This is a genomic window from Chryseobacterium sp. IT-36CA2 (assembly GCF_949767875.1).
Lineage (GTDB): Bacteria > Bacteroidota > Bacteroidia > Flavobacteriales > Weeksellaceae > Chryseobacterium.
The window spans coordinates 158811-173380 of the sequence record NZ_CATKPG010000025.1 but is presented as its reverse complement, the minus strand read 5'-3'; the positions used below and the strand labels follow the sequence as shown (position 1 = coordinate 173380).

General features: G+C 37.3%; 14 protein-coding genes. 11 read left to right on the top strand and 3 right to left on the bottom strand.

The features are described from left to right. Window positions 1-123: 123 nt before the first annotated feature. The 8 genes from ACM6F9_RS21170 (at window position 124) to ACM6F9_RS21135 (ending at window position 10861) form a co-directional block, all read left to right on the top strand. Complete coding sequence (locus ACM6F9_RS21170) at window positions 124-3189, top strand: reprolysin-like metallopeptidase (RefSeq protein WP_414847497.1); 3066 nt, start codon at window positions 124-126, stop codon at window positions 3187-3189. A gap of 138 nt (window positions 3190-3327) precedes the next feature. Further along, a complete protein-coding gene (gene scpA / locus ACM6F9_RS21165) occupies window positions 3328-5448 on the top strand; it encodes a methylmalonyl-CoA mutase (protein ID WP_414847496.1) in 2121 nt (706 codons plus the stop codon). A 44-nt stretch (window positions 5449-5492) separates the two neighbouring features. Further along, window positions 5493-6479 (top strand): M28 family peptidase, encoded by a 987-nt coding sequence (locus tag ACM6F9_RS21160; RefSeq protein WP_414847495.1) that lies wholly within the window; start codon window positions 5493-5495, stop codon window positions 6477-6479. Window positions 6480-6888: 409 nt separating this feature from the next. Then, window positions 6889-7623, top strand: a complete 735-nt coding sequence (locus ACM6F9_RS21155; protein ID WP_414847494.1) for a hypothetical protein — start codon at window positions 6889-6891, stop codon at window positions 7621-7623. A gap of 27 nt (window positions 7624-7650) precedes the next feature. Next, on the top strand, window positions 7651-9042 hold the full coding sequence (locus ACM6F9_RS21150; protein WP_414847493.1) for an RtcB family protein: 1392 nt from the start codon (window positions 7651-7653) through the stop codon (window positions 9040-9042). Between the two features lie 78 nt (window positions 9043-9120). After that, a complete protein-coding gene (locus tag ACM6F9_RS21145; RefSeq protein WP_414847492.1) occupies window positions 9121-9666 on the top strand; it encodes a hypothetical protein in 546 nt (181 codons plus the stop codon). Between the two features lie 3 nt (window positions 9667-9669). Beyond that, the gene (prfH, locus tag ACM6F9_RS21140) at window positions 9670-10368 is read left to right on the top strand and encodes a peptide chain release factor H (RefSeq protein WP_414847491.1); all 699 of its coding nucleotides are present in this window, start codon (window positions 9670-9672) and stop codon (window positions 10366-10368) included. Next, complete coding sequence (locus ACM6F9_RS21135; protein ID WP_414847490.1) at window positions 10355-10861, top strand: tetratricopeptide repeat protein; 507 nt, start codon at window positions 10355-10357, stop codon at window positions 10859-10861. Before prfH ends, ACM6F9_RS21135 begins: the two co-directional genes overlap by 14 nt. Window positions 10862-10910: 49 nt before the next feature. Here the strand turns inward: ACM6F9_RS21135 and ACM6F9_RS21130 are convergent, their stop codons facing one another. Both ACM6F9_RS21130 and ACM6F9_RS21125 read right to left on the bottom strand, forming a co-directional pair. Beyond that, window positions 10911-11198: a cytochrome C gene (locus tag ACM6F9_RS21130; protein ID WP_414847489.1), complete on the bottom strand. Its 288-nt coding sequence runs from the start codon at window positions 11196-11198 to the stop codon at window positions 10911-10913. A 22-nt stretch (window positions 11199-11220) separates the two neighbouring features. Beyond that, complete coding sequence (locus ACM6F9_RS21125) at window positions 11221-11514, bottom strand: c-type cytochrome (protein WP_414847488.1); 294 nt, start codon at window positions 11512-11514, stop codon at window positions 11221-11223. 199 nt (window positions 11515-11713) lie between these two features. Between ACM6F9_RS21125 and meaB the strand changes: the two genes are divergently transcribed. Next, a complete protein-coding gene (meaB, locus tag ACM6F9_RS21120) occupies window positions 11714-12706 on the top strand; it encodes a methylmalonyl Co-A mutase-associated GTPase MeaB (RefSeq protein ID WP_414847487.1) in 993 nt (330 codons plus the stop codon). On the opposite strand, the gene ACM6F9_RS21115 is transcribed toward meaB, so the two are convergent. After that, the gene (locus ACM6F9_RS21115; protein WP_414847486.1) at window positions 12703-13251 is read right to left on the bottom strand and encodes a DUF4251 domain-containing protein; all 549 of its coding nucleotides are present in this window, start codon (window positions 13249-13251) and stop codon (window positions 12703-12705) included. The genes meaB and ACM6F9_RS21115 overlap by 4 nt on opposite strands. 105 nt (window positions 13252-13356) lie before the next feature. Between ACM6F9_RS21115 and ACM6F9_RS21110 the strand changes: the two genes are divergently transcribed. After that, a complete protein-coding gene (locus ACM6F9_RS21110; protein WP_414847485.1) occupies window positions 13357-14163 on the top strand; it encodes a M48 family metallopeptidase in 807 nt (268 codons plus the stop codon). An 86-nt stretch (window positions 14164-14249) separates the two neighbouring features. Then, complete coding sequence (locus tag ACM6F9_RS21105; protein ID WP_129040810.1) at window positions 14250-14561, top strand: hypothetical protein; 312 nt, start codon at window positions 14250-14252, stop codon at window positions 14559-14561. Window positions 14562-14570 lie beyond the last annotated feature (9 nt).

The following is a 14570-nucleotide window of genomic DNA, read 5'->3' as shown; positions in this document are numbered from 1 at the left end:
AATATTTATAAAATCGGTTAATTTTAGATAAAATTAACCGATTTTTTTATGTTGTAATGTTTATAATTAGTACTTTTATAGCGGATATTAAAAGTTTATTAATTATAAACGAATTAGGTAATTATGAAAAAAAGAATTTTATTAGTTTGTGCGTTGGCTGCTGGGCTATCCAGTTTCAATGCACAGAGATGGGAGCCAACCTCTCAAAAAACCTCTCAAATCAGAAAAGAAGTAGAAGTTCAATATTCTTACAGATTTGATTTGCAATCTCTTAGGAATATTTTGAAAGATGCTGTAGAAACAGGAAAAGGAGCTCAGGCTGTTATTGTTTCTTTACCTACAGCAGAAGGGAAAATTGAGAAATTTGCTGTGTATAGTGATCCTGTTATGGAAAAATCTATGGCAGACAGATATCAGTTAGGGTCTTACGTTGGAGTAGGAGTAGATGATCCTGGTAAATATGTAAGATTCAGTACTGCACCTACTGAAATGCAGTCAATGATTATCAAAGACGGAAAATTTCAATTTATAGAGCCTATTAGTACAGATAAGCAGGTTTATGGTGTTTTCTATAAAACAAACAGAACAGAAAGTGAACACGGGTTTGAATGTTCTACAGACGAAAAGAACTTTAAAGATCTAAAGTCATTAGAAGCTAATGGAAAAAAAAATCTTTCTAATGTAGGAATCACTAGCAGACCGGCAAGTACAAAATTCAGAACTTACAGGTTAGCAATTTCTGTTACAGGAGAGTATACTCAGTACTTTATGAATTTGGCTGGTGTTCCGGCTACGGCTACTGATGATCAAAAGAGAGTTCCGGCTTTGGTTGCAATTAACAATACCATGAGCCGTGTGAACGGAGTATTTCAAAAAGACTTTGGGATAAAATTGCTTATTCAGGATTTTCCAAGTATCATCTATACAAATCCTGCAACAGATCCCTATTCCGCGGCAGCTGCAGGATCTGGCGGAGCTTGGAATCTGGAACTTCAAAATGCTTTAACTGCCCAGGTAACCAATACAAACTATGATATTGGCCATTTATTTGGTGCATCCGGGGGAGGAGGTAATGCTGGATGTGTAGGTTGTGTATGTGAAGATCCAACTACCAGTGTACCTGAGGGTAAAGGATCAGGATTTACTTCTCCAGCCAATAGTATTCCGAGTGGAGACTCTTTTGATATAGACTATGTTGCTCATGAAATGGGGCACCAACTGGGAGGAAATCATACTTTCTCAAATAAATCTGAAGGATATGGAGCCAATGTTGAGCCAGGAGGAGGAACTACCATTATGGGATATGCTGGAATTACAAGTGATAATGTTCAAACATCTTCAGATGCTTATTTCCATTATAAATCTATAGATCAGATTTTAACAAATTTAGAGAGCAAGGCAACATGTGGAACTTCAGAAAATATAACCAATAATACGGCACCAGTAATAGGTGCACTTACTGCCTACACAGTTCCGAAAGGTACTGCTTATTATCTTGATGCAACCGCAACAGATGCAGAAGGTGATGCGCTTAATTATACATGGGAGCAAAATGATAGCGTAGATGATTATGCTACAATCTCCGGAGATAGTGGCTGGGGGTATAATACACAAGGTGCTTTGACAAGATCCCGTTTTGGAACAGCTAGTGGAAGAAGATATTTCCCAAGTTTTCCTCTAGTAATGAATGGAATTCTTACCAATAAAACTGATGCAGCAAATAATCCAAATCCAAATTGGGAGACTGTATCTTATATTCCTAGAACTGTACGTTATGCTATTACTGTAAGAGACCAAAACGCACAAAGACCAATGCTTTCTTCTTCAGAAGTGAATACAGTTATTGGAAATGACGGGCCTTTCAAGTTTAATGGGCTTACTACATCTTCAGTACTATATAAAAATGTTAATAACGTTATTCAATGGGATGTTGCAAATACAAATACAGCCCCTTATAACTCCCCTAACGTAAAAATAGATTACACATCTGATAATGGAGCAACCTGGACGGATTTGGTAGCTTCTGCTCCTAATACAGGTAGCTTTACAGTACAGATTCCAAATACCATTACAACACCAATCAAGTTGAGAGTATCAGCAATTGGTAATGTTTTCTATGCTGTTTCTCCTCTGGTTACGGTTGCTGATGCACCTACTTCTACAACTGCTGCTCCAACAGGGCTTACAACAATAAATACAGAAGTATTCAAGACAACAGCCAGAGCATCTTGGAATGGAGTACCTGGAGCAACTTATTCTATCAATTATAGAAAAACAGGAGCTTCAAACTGGTCAAATGTAACAAGTGCAACGAATTCAGTTGTTTTGACTGGTCTTGAAGATGAAACAAATTATGAAGTACAGGTGGCTGCCGTTGTAAACAGTGTTCCTGGAACATTCTCTAATAATTACACATTTAAAACGAATGGTCTAAAAACAGGTATTGATTACTGTATATTAAATAGTGGAATTTCAGACTATGCAACAGTATATCAAGTATCATTGAATGGTACCGTAATTCATACAGATGGTTCGTACAGATCTTATAAAGACCTTAGTGAAAATCCTGCTAAGACCCTTAACTTAGTAAAGGGAACTCAATATAGTTTAGATCTTAGAACAGTAATTTCAAGTGCTTATGGACAAATGCCATCAAGACCAGTAAGAATTAATGCCTGGATAGACTATAACAGAAATGGTATTTTTGAAGTTTCTGAAAGAATTTATGGATTAGGAAGTAGTAACGTATCTGTAAACAGTGCTATTGGAGCAGCATCAAACTTTACAGTGCCAGCCACTGCTTATGCAGGAGATAAAACCTTAAGAATGAGAGTTGTTACTAAATATGCAAATTCAGATTTAGTAGATGCATGTGGTCAAATTCCTTCAGGTGCTGGAGGTGTAATGGATCTTCCTGTAAAAATTTCTGAAACGCTTGCCGTAAACGAAACAAATGCAGTAAAATCATCTGAAATTTCAATTTACCCGAACCCTGCAGATACTTTTGTAGAAGTGAAAAATCTGAAAGGAAAAGCAGATTATAAAATCTATACTGCGGACGGAAGATTAGCTCAGGAAGGACAGATTGATGGACAAAGAATTAATGTTGCTTCATTAATCAAAGGTATGTATGTGATCACTATCAAAGATGACAAAAATACTTACAATACGAAGCTTATCAAAAAATAAGCAGACGATATATTAATAAGAAAGGCCGGGCATTTGTCCGGCCTTTTTCTTTTGCTAAAATATACAAAAACAGAACGTTAACATAAGTTTCATGTTTCGCTCAAAAAAATTAACTTTACGGGGACAAAAATAATTGGAATGCGAAAGACAATTTCTGTGAAAAAACCGGATTTTAACGTATCAGCTCAGGAAAGAGAGATTTACAATTTTGAAAAAGACGGCCTTGAACTCAAATCATCCTATGAAAAAAAAGATGTAAAAGATGAATCATTAACGCAGACTTCTCCAGGAATTGCACCCTATCTGAGAGGACCGTATTCCACTATGTATGTTCAAAAACCATGGACAATCCGTCAGTATGCAGGATTTTCTACCGCTGAAGAATCCAATGCTTTTTACAGAAGGAATCTTGCTGCCGGCCAAAAAGGACTTTCAGTAGCATTTGATTTAGCAACTCACAGAGGATATGACTCTGACCACTCAAGAGTAGTAGGAGATGTAGGAAAAGCAGGAGTTGCCATCGACTCTGTGGAAGATATGAAAATCCTTTTCAATGAAATTCCATTAGATCAGATTTCAGTATCCATGACCATGAACGGTGCCGTACTTCCTATTTTGTCTTTCTACATCGTAGCAGCAGAAGAACAGGGAGTAAAACAGGAATTGTTGTCAGGAACTATTCAGAATGATATTTTGAAAGAATTCATGGTAAGAAATACCTATATCTATCCGCCGGCACCATCCATGAAGATTATCGCAGATATTTTTGAATATACCTCGCAAAACATTCCAAAATTCAACTCTATTTCCATTTCCGGATACCATATGCAGGAAGCTGGTGCTACACCGGTACTTGAAATGGCTTACACATTGGCAGATGGTCTTGAATATGTAAGAACAGGAATCAAAGCTGGAATGAATGTAGACGATTTTGCCCCAAGACTATCCTTCTTCTGGGCAATCGGGATGAATCATTTCATGGAAATTGCTAAAATGCGTGCCGCAAGATATATTTGGGCAACCCTTTTAAAACAATTTAATCCTCAGAATCCAAAATCTCTGGCATTAAGAACCCACTCCCAAACTTCAGGGTGGTCTTTAACAGAACAGGAACCATTCAATAATATCACAAGAACAGCAATAGAAGCTTTATCTTCAGCACTAGGAGGAACGCAGTCTCTCCATACCAATGCGCTGGATGAAGCTATTGCCCTTCCTACAGACTATTCAGCAAAAATTGCAAGAAATACGCAGATCATTCTTCAGCAGGAAAGTGGAATATGTGATGTAGTAGATCCAATGGGAGGAAGTAACCTGGTAGAAAGCCTTACTCAGCAAATGATCGAAGAAGCGATGAGGTACATTGACGAAGTTGAGCAGGAAGGAGGAATGACCAAAGCCATCGAAGCCGGAATTCCAAAAATGAGAATTGAAGAAGCCGCCGCTAAAAAACAAGCTAAGATCGATAGTGGTGAAGAATTCATCATAGGAGTGAATTCATTCAAATCTTCATTGAAGCAGGATCAGATAGAAATCTTAGATATTGATAATACGGAAGTCCGCAGAAAGCAGATCGAAAGGCTGAATACTATCAAAGCAGAAAGAAATACTGAAGCTGTCGAGCAAATCCTGAATGAAATTCGAGAAAGTGCTCAGACAGGGAAAGGAAACCTTCTGGCATTATGTATCGAAGCAGCAAAAAGAAGAGTTACCCTTGGCGAGATGAGCGATGCCATGGAAGAAACCTTCGGAAGATATAAAGCAAATATTAAAACAATCTCTGGTGTATACGCAATGAATGCCGGTAAAAATGAATACTTTGAAAAAGCCCTTAATCTGACTCAGAAATTTGAAGAAGAAGAAGGACGCCGCCCAAGACTAATGGTTGCTAAAATGGGGCAAGACGGGCATGATAGAGGAGCAAAAGTAGTAGCAACAGCATTTGCTGATATGGGATTTGACGTAGATGTTGCTCCATTGTTTCAGACACCGGAAGAAGTAGCCAAGCAAGCCGTAGAAAATGATATTCATATTTTAGGAGTTTCTTCATTGGCCGCTGGACACAAAACATTAGTTCCACAGGTAGTGGAAGAACTTTCCAAACTGGGAGCAGATGATATCACCATTGTTGTAGGAGGAGTGATTCCACAGCAGGATTATGAATTCCTTTATGCCAACGGTGCCGACTTTATTTTTGGGCCTGGAACCAACCTTCCAAAATGTGCAGTGGAAATTCTGGAAAGATTTTTAGAAAAATAAACAGAAAAGCTTTAATTTCAGCACAGAAATGAAAAGCACATCCTATGAATCTGAAAAATATAATTAAGCCTACGAGGAAAAAACTGTTTTTTCTCGTAGGCTCTTTTATTATCGCTGGTGTTGTCCTGTTAGCTTCAGGGAAGAAAAACGGATCCATGCAAAGCTCTAAGGTCATTGCAGATACTACTTTGGTAAAAAAGCATTTGATAGCCCTTACCCAAACTCCACAATTCCGGAATCATAAAAATATTGACCAGCTGAATGCTGTTGCAGACTATATTCATCAAACTTTTGCTGCTTATGGTGATAGTACTACTTTTCAGGAGTATAAAGTAGATGGGAAAGTATACAAAAACGTAATTACTTCCTTCGGGACAGAAAATACCAAACGCATCATTATTGGGGCGCATTATGACGTTTGTGGAGACCAGCAGGGGGCAGATGACAATGCAACCGGAGTTACGGCCCTTCTGGAGCTGGCAAGAATGTTGAAAGGACAGAAGCTTAGCTACAGAGTTGATCTTGTAGCCTACACACTGGAAGAACCTCCTTATTTCAGAACCGAAAATATGGGCAGCTATATCCACGCAAAATATTTAAAAGACAACAAAATTGATGTCTATGGAATGGCGAGTGTAGAGATGATTGGCTATTTCCGTGACGAAAAAAAATCTCAGAGTTTTCCTGTAGGTGCTCTTTCCTGGATATATGGTGATCAGGGAGATTTCATTACTTTGGTGAAAAAATTCAGTGGAGCAGGTCCCTTTGTAAGAAACTTTATAGGGAATTTCAAAGCTTCAGAACAGATCAAAACAGAAACTTTCTCAGCTCCCAAATTTGTAGCCGGAATAGATTTTTCTGACCATCTTAATTATTGGAATTTCGACTTTCCCGCCCTCATGATCACTGATACCTCTTTCTTCAGAAATAAAAATTATCACGAACCTACAGACATTTTGGAAACACTCGATACAAAAAGGATGACAAAGGTTATTGATGCTATTTTTCTCAGCATTATTCACCTTAAGTGAAAAAAAATATTTTGATTCTCAGAAAAATTTATATATTTGCACCTGAAAATCAAGTTTAACCAATAAAAAAACGACGAAGCAATGTTCAGAACTAAACAGAATTCTACAGTTGGATTGCCCCTTATGGTGGTAAGGCTTCGCGGTTTGGTACATTCTTAGAATAACAGTACAATGAAATATCAAAACCCGGAGTCGTAGAGATTTCGGGTTTTTTATTGCGCAATATTTCAAACTCCAAGTTTCCCCGAAATCTTTTTTAGTGTCATTACAGACAATACAGAATGAGGTTTACTCTTCAAAACTGTTAACGTCTATTATTAATTCATTCAACTAATGTTTTAGTTGATTAAAAGTTGTGTGAGATAAAACAATCAAGTTTCTATGATCTCACATCAGACTTCTGTGAACAATGGAAAACGATAACCTTCTGTCTGTCAGGTTGATAAGCTTGAGGAGCAGAAAAAGAATAATTAGAAAAGATGTAGAAAAGCAGATCAGAAAAAAGTATAAACATAGTAAAGAGCTTTGGATCATAAGAAGAAACATTCCATGGATTCCTTTAGATGAACCTTACCAAAGAGGATTTGTAAGATTTTTTGCGGTAAGAGAAGATGTCATGAGAACCGAAAACGGATTTTTTTTTGACGGAATTCTAAAGAAAATCAATACATACATGTATTCTGAAAGCAGAAAGTTTCTCAAAAAGAAGAGAAAATTCGGAAGAAGAATCTATGTAGAAAGAGAGCAGAAGATTAACAGAATTTCTTCATACTTATGGAATGATCCGAAATTCGGACTTACTCCAAAGGAAAGACAATATTTTTTAAAATTAGAAAAATATTGTCCTATAAAAAAGACATATGAGATTTACTACGAATTCATGGAACCATGGAGGTTTGTCCTGAGAGTAAGACCTAATATAATTACCCATTATAAGCCTGTAGATTTTGAACTGGAAAAAGAATATGCAGAACTGGAATCTTATCTATGTCAACATAAAATCGCAGGAATTATCAATAAAAAAATACATGGAAAATCCAATTCATGGAAAATGAAATACAAATCTGATCAAACAGGAAGTTCAAAATACTTTCGCTACAAAAATTCTGCAACAGAGATTGCAGAGATCTTACAGGACGTATAGGTCCAAATGTTATTTAAAACAAAAAAAATGGGAAATTTAAAACTAAAAGGAAAAGATATATTAAAACTGGGCTATCCAAATAACCAAAGCGTCAACGTAGCATTGGAGGTCATGAAAAGAAATTTTGCAACAAAAAATATCCATCACGTAAAATCTCTTTTAAAGGAAATCCTGCTGAATCCGGAAGCATTTGAGAAAGATCTCACTTTCGGACAAATTGCAGAAACTTTGCTTTCATCCAAAAAAACAGAAAAAAGAATGCTGAATTCACAGCGTGCTGCATTTCAGATTTTTGGAAACAATATTTCAGAAGAGGCAAAAAATCAGTTATACACTGCTTTGAAACTGCCTATTTCTGCTCAGGGAGCATTAATGCCGGATGCCCACAGCGGCTATGGACTTCCAATAGGAGGCGTTCTGGCTGTGGAAAATGCAGTAATTCCTTACGGAGTAGGGATGGATATTGGATGCAGAATGAGCCTTAGTATTTTGGATACACCGGTTTCATATCTTGAAGGAGCAAGAGATAAATATGAAAAAGCGCTTGCCGAACATACCAAATTCGGGATGTATGAAACGCATAAATCTCATATAGATCATGAGATTTTCGACAGAGATACATTCGATATGATCCCGATCTTAAGAAGATTAAAAGGAAAAGCCATCAAACAGATGGGATCCTCAGGCGGAGGAAATCACTTTGTAGAATTTGGAGAAGTAGAAATTACCGAAGAAGATAAGCAGATTGGCCTCCCAAAAGGAAAATACCTGGGAATCCTATCTCACAGCGGCTCGAGAGGGCTTGGAGCAGAGATTGCCCAGTATTATTCAAGAATGGCGACAGAACAGTGTCCATTACCTAAAGAAGCCCAAAACTTCGCCTGGCTGGACCTTAGTACCCATCTTGGACTAGAATACTGGACGGCGATGAACCTTGCCGGAGATTATGCTTCAGCCTGTCATGATGATATTCACAGAAGACTGGTAAAAGCAGTCGGTGGAAGAGTAAAAGCCAGAATTGAAAACCATCACAATTTTGCATGGAAAGAAATTCATAACGGCAAAGAAGTGATTGTTCACCGAAAAGGAGCTACGCCTGCCAATGAAAATGAATTGGGAATGATACCCGGATCGATGACCGCAAAAGGATTTATCGTTCGCGGAAAAGGAAATCCTGAATCCCTGAATTCAGCATCACATGGAGCGGGAAGAGCTCACTCAAGAGGAGAATGCAGAAGCCTTTTTACTCAGCATGATATCAAAAAAGAACTGAAACTGAAAAATGTTACACTCATGGGTGGAAATGCAGAAGAGGCACCAATGGCCTACAAAGACATCAATGAAGTGATGGATGCACAGAGCGAATTGGTAGATATCCTGGGAACATTCCAGCCAAGAATTGTGAGAATGGACAAATAATTAGTCTAATACTTTACAACCTTATAGGTTTCCAAAACCTATAAGGTTTAATAAAGAGTTATTTTAAAATTAAAAAAAATGGGAGCACCACATAACATAAAAAGATACGGTGAAGTCTGGCCGGAATTTAGAATTCAATCAGGACTCGAAATTTTAGATAAATTAAAAGATAAAGTCATTATATCAGGAGGATGGGCATGGCATTTCATGTCGGAAAAAGGACATACGGAATACAAGCATGCTCATGACCATAAGGATATTGATGTTTTTGTAAAAAAAGAAAATGTAGCAGAAGTTGTTATCATTCTTCAGCAGGAAGGACTCCAGAAAGTCTGGACCCGATATGACCATCTGCCGAGCGAGGAAAACTTCCGCAGGTATGAGAAAACAGTAGAACTGGAAAATGGTAAGTTTCACAGAATTACCATAGATTTTTTTGAAAAAGATGATCTTGAGACCATAGAAGCCAATGGCTTTACCGTTGTGAAACCCGATGTCTTACTTTCTTTTTACAGAAATATTCATTCCAGCGACAAATGCTGGGCAGTAATGGCTGCAAAAGAATTATTACAAAAGGGAATAGATCCTGTTGGACACCCTTTATTAAGTAAAATGCCAAATTAAAAAATGGAAAAATTAATACAGATCACTTCAGGGAGAGGACCTTTAGAATGCCAGTGGGTAGTAGCCAAGGTTCTGAAGACCTTTCTTGAAGAGGCCAAACAAAATACAATAGAATACGAAATCATTCATCGTGAAAATGGTGATGAAAACCTGACATTAAAATCAGTAACTCTTCTTTTAAAAGGAAAAGAGCTGTCCTCGTTTTTAAAAAGCTGGCTGGGAAGCGTTTGCTGGGTTGGGAAAAGTACATTCAGGAAACTGCATAAAAGGAGCAATTGGTTTATCGGAATTTTTGAATTGGAAAATATAAAAATGATTGATTTCAATGAAAAAGATATCCGGTTTCAGACTGCGAGAAGTCAGGGAAGTGGAGGACAAAACGTGAACAAGGTGAATACCGCTGTGCGTGCCACTTATATTCCTACCAATGAAACTGTTTTTGTACAGGACTCCCGTTCACAGCTGGAGAATAAAAAACTATCCGTTATCAGGCTCAAGGAAAAGGTAATGGCAGTTTATATCCAGCAACTGGAAAGAAAGCTGAAAGATACCTGGTCTCTTCAGATGCAGGTAGAACGCGGAAATCCGGTTCGTACATTTTCAGGAACAGATTTTAAAAAGAATTACGAAGACAGGACATTCAAAAAACAAAGGAATGCCTTGAAAAATGAACTCAAAAACTACAACAATGACCTTAACTAAAAGCAAATATTATTTTGAAGCGCTGGACTATTTCCCATTCAACCTTTCTGAATGTATGGATGCACTGAATTATGCTTTGTCTTATGAACCCGAAGATGCAGACAGTCTTTGTCTGATGGGAAGAGTGTATTCGGAAGAATTGAAAGATTATGAAACCGCAAAGAAATACTTTGATGAAGCTATGCAGAGTAACATCGGGAATATCAATATTCCCAAATATTATATCGAATGTCTTTTGAATAATGAAGATTACAAGGAAGCAGAAAAATTGATTGAGTTTGCTCTAAAGCTAAAAGGGATTGATAAATCTGAAATCCTGAACTGTCTGTCTCTTCTCCAGGAAAGAAAATTTGAATACAAACAGGCTTTGGCAACCCTTAAAGAAGCTAAAAAATTTGCTTACAACCGTGCTGCACTTGAAGTCATAGAAGACAGAGAAAAGCTGGTCAAAGGAAAAGTAACCAGAACAAGAACTATAAAAAAAACAGAATAATCTGTTTGAACTTATTGGAATTAAAAGAAATAAGCTTTCATTAGAAAGCTTATTTTTTATTCACAGAGATCAGATAATCATATACCATTTGATGCTGTTCATCAGTCAGTTTAGCCTTTGGAGCCATTCGGCTTAAAGTGTTGATCCATCCCTTATCGTCATGTTTGGTAGGTTCTGGAAGCTTATGGCATTTTGTACAGGAATTCTCGAAAATGGTCTTTCCTTGCGCCAGTTGCTCAGATGAAGTATACTTTGGCCCTGTTACAGCCACACTTTTTGGTCCGCATGATACCAGAAATACTGATGCTGCGATACCGGTTAAGATAAGTTTTTTCATACCCTATTTTTTTGTTTGATGATTATTTCTTCACAGAAACAATGTAATCATAAACCCATTGGTGCTGCTCATCCGTCAGTTTTGCTTTTGGAGCCATAGAATTCATAATTCCTACCCATTGTACAGGATTGTGTGAAGAAGGATCAGGCAGTTTATGGCATCTTCCACAGGAGTTTTCAAAAATTGTTTTCCCCTGAGCAATCTGTTCTGCAGTAGATGTAGAGGTTCCTGTAGCAGCAGCGGATGTAGAAGCTTTCGGCGTACAGGAAACCAGCAAAATAGCAGTAAACGAAGCCGCAGCGATGAGTTTTTTCATGTTTCTTCTTTTTGAGATATAACAAATGTAATAAATTCCTTAACCCGTTGATACAGGGCGTTCTAGTTTTAATTTAGAAGAAATAAAAATTAAATTCATGAAAAATTGATAATCTCAAACAAAGACAATTTAAGTCTTTTGTATCATCATTATGATCCGGCTATTGATCATTCCCATTTTAATTATTAATTTTGAATCAATGAAATTTTCCACAGAAGAGCTAATAGACGGAATACAGTCAGGAAACAAACGCCTGATTGCAAAAGCTATTACATTGGTTGAAAGTAAAAAAGCAGAACACAGAGTACAGGCAGAAGAGCTTCTTAAGAAGATTATGCCCCTTACCGGCAACTCTGTGAGGGTAGGAGTAACAGGCGTTCCCGGAGCAGGAAAATCCACTTTTATAGAAAATTTCGGACGATTGGTTATTGCTCAAGGCAAAAAAGTAGCGGTTCTGGCGATAGATCCAAGCTCAGCAATCAATAAAGGAAGCATTTTGGGTGATAAAACCAGAATGGAAGAATTGGCCAAAGAAGAAAATGCATTTATACGCCCTTCCCCAAGCTCAGGATTTCTGGGTGGAGTAGCCAATACTACTTTTGAAACCATGATGATCTGCGAGGCTGCCGGCTACGACTATATCTTAATAGAAACCGTTGGAGTTGGGCAGTCAGAAGTTCTTGTTGCTGATATTACCGATGTTTTCTTATTTCTTAAAATCATTGGAGGCGGAGACGAACTTCAGGGAATAAAACGAGGGATCATGGAAATGGTAGATCTTATTTTCATCAATAAAGTAGATCAGGACAATCTTCAGAAAGCAAAAAATACAAGACTTGAACTAAAAAGAGCCTTAGATTTTATTCCACCTAAAGAAAAAGGTTGGAAAATCCCTGTTTTATTGGGCTCTGCTTTGTTTAATGAAGGATTACAGGAAGTGTATGATACCATCTTCGAATTTATTGATCTGAAAAAGAAAACCGGGCGTTTTGAAGAAATACGCGTTCAGCAGGCCGAAAAGCGTTTCGAATATTGGGTTCAGGAATATATTTTATCCCTGATGAAAAAGAGCAATGCAGTAGAAGAGGCATATCATATGCATAAAAAAAATGCTTCAGCGATGGTTTCTAATCCAAGCACTGAAGCAAAATTATTTGTAGAAAAGTTTCTATCTAATGAAAATAGACATTAAGGTTTCTCCTTTTCCGGTTTTACTTCCGTTTTTGAAACATAACCGTCATATGTGATCGGTTGTCTATCGTTACTTCTCATAGAAACGAAAGCTTTACCGTTTTTAAAGATCTCGATATTCACTTCATCAATGGTTCTTACATCGTTCGGTTTGAACTTTAAAGTCCATGTTCCTTTTTTATTCTGAGTTTTATTAACTGTAAAATCTTTTGATGTGAATCTGTAACTGTTGTCTCCGGTATTTCCATAAGATGGGTTGAAAACCCTTCCGAAATAAGGCAGCACTACATCCAGTGTATTTTTACTTACATCAATGGTATAATCTCCGTTCAGATTCAATATTCTTGTAGCTGTAGCATTAGGCATTGAATTCATGACATTGATAACGTCATAATTCGTAGGATTGGCTCTTTCTGCATGAAATGTAAACTCTTGAGAATTTACTAAAGTGTCCACTGTTTTAGAATCTAATGAACCTTGTGATGCACAACTTTGAAAAAAGAACAGGAATCCAAAAATTATCAATAAAGAAATATACTTTTTCATAATGAAATAATTATTAAATTTAAACAGCAAAATGTATGCAAATATATTCTTTCTGAAATATTTTGGAATAAAAATTGTTAAGGTTGAGTTAATAACACACAAACTATGAAAGTTACACATCTATTAGGAATGGGGGCTATTGCTCTTTCGGCTGTTGCCTGTACTACAAACCCGATTACAGGAAGGTCTTCTTTACAGCTGGCCAACAATTCGGAGATTTTAACTATGTCTTCTCAGGAATACAAGACGACATTGTCTAAAGGTAAAGTGATTACCGGTACGGCAGATGCAAAAAGAGTGGTAAATGTAGGAAACAGAATTAAGAGTGCTGCAGAAAGATATTATCAGAGTATAGGAAGATCGGCAGATCTTGCCAGCTACAACTGGGAATTTAATCTTCTGCAAAGTACTGAGTTGAATGCATGGTGTATGCCAGGTGGTAAAGTAGCAGTCTATACTGGAATATTACCGGTAACAAAAGACGATAACGGACTTGCGGTGGTACTGGGACATGAAGTTTCCCATGCATTGGCAGGCCACGGAAATGAAAGAATTTCACAAGCAATGGTGGCGCAGTATGGAGGTGCTATCCTTGGAGGAACAATTTCGAATTCACAATGGGCAAGTGTCTTCCAGAAGGTATATCCTATCGGTTCACAGGTTGCTTTATTGAAATACGGAAGAGGTCAGGAATCTGAAGCCGATGAAATGGGGCTTTACCTGATGTCTATGGCAGGATATGATCCGAGAGCAGCAATTCCTTTCTGGAACAGAATGGAGGCCGCATCTACAGGAGCAAGACAGCCTGAATTCTTATCTACCCACCCGAACCCGGAAACAAGAATTTCAGATATCAACAAAGATCTTCCGAAAGCTTTAGAATATTATAAGGCTGCGGGAGGAAAATTATAATTAGAATTTTAATCTTGAATAAAGCCTTATTAAATTTTTAGTAAATTTGGTAAGGCTTTTTTATGTAACTACCTAAACACAATATTATGAAGAGTTTATCAATTACCGGACTTATACTTTTAGCTGTTTCTGCACTACTTTTCTATCTGACTACCGATTTTGCCGTAGAACAAATAAAGATTTCTCACATTATGGGAATGATGGCAGGAGTTGGAATAGGGCTTATTATTGGAGGGATGGTAGGATATCTGAGTAAAGGAAGTGCGATGAAAGCAGAACAAAAGAAGAAAGAATTCAAACAATTACAAAAAGATAAAGAAGAGCTTGAAAAACAGGCCGCAGAAATTGCAAAACGCCAGGCTGAACTTGAAAACCAAAATAAAAACCCTCAAATTTAAATTTGAGGG

Coding starts and splice junctions, on each gene's coding strand:
- ACM6F9_RS21170 (WP_414847497.1), top strand. CDS start 124: ATGAAAAAAAGAATTTTATTAGTTTGTGCGTTGGCTGCTGGGCTATCC.
- scpA (WP_414847496.1), top strand. CDS start 3,328: ATGCGAAAGACAATTTCTGTGAAAAAACCGGATTTTAACGTATCAGCT.
- ACM6F9_RS21160 (WP_414847495.1), top strand. CDS start 5,493: ATGAATCTGAAAAATATAATTAAGCCTACGAGGAAAAAACTGTTTTTT.
- ACM6F9_RS21155 (WP_414847494.1), top strand. CDS start 6,889: ATGGAAAACGATAACCTTCTGTCTGTCAGGTTGATAAGCTTGAGGAGC.
- ACM6F9_RS21150 (WP_414847493.1), top strand. CDS start 7,651: ATGGGAAATTTAAAACTAAAAGGAAAAGATATATTAAAACTGGGCTAT.
- ACM6F9_RS21145 (WP_414847492.1), top strand. CDS start 9,121: ATGGGAGCACCACATAACATAAAAAGATACGGTGAAGTCTGGCCGGAA.
- prfH (WP_414847491.1), top strand. CDS start 9,670: ATGGAAAAATTAATACAGATCACTTCAGGGAGAGGACCTTTAGAATGC.
- ACM6F9_RS21135 (WP_414847490.1), top strand. CDS start 10,355: ATGACCTTAACTAAAAGCAAATATTATTTTGAAGCGCTGGACTATTTC.
- ACM6F9_RS21130 (WP_414847489.1), bottom strand. CDS start 11,198: ATGAAAAAACTTATCTTAACCGGTATCGCAGCATCAGTATTTCTGGTA.
- ACM6F9_RS21125 (WP_414847488.1), bottom strand. CDS start 11,514: ATGAAAAAACTCATCGCTGCGGCTTCGTTTACTGCTATTTTGCTGGTT.
- meaB (WP_414847487.1), top strand. CDS start 11,714: ATGAAATTTTCCACAGAAGAGCTAATAGACGGAATACAGTCAGGAAAC.
- ACM6F9_RS21115 (WP_414847486.1), bottom strand. CDS start 13,251: ATGAAAAAGTATATTTCTTTATTGATAATTTTTGGATTCCTGTTCTTT.
- ACM6F9_RS21110 (WP_414847485.1), top strand. CDS start 13,357: ATGAAAGTTACACATCTATTAGGAATGGGGGCTATTGCTCTTTCGGCT.
- ACM6F9_RS21105 (WP_129040810.1), top strand. CDS start 14,250: ATGAAGAGTTTATCAATTACCGGACTTATACTTTTAGCTGTTTCTGCA.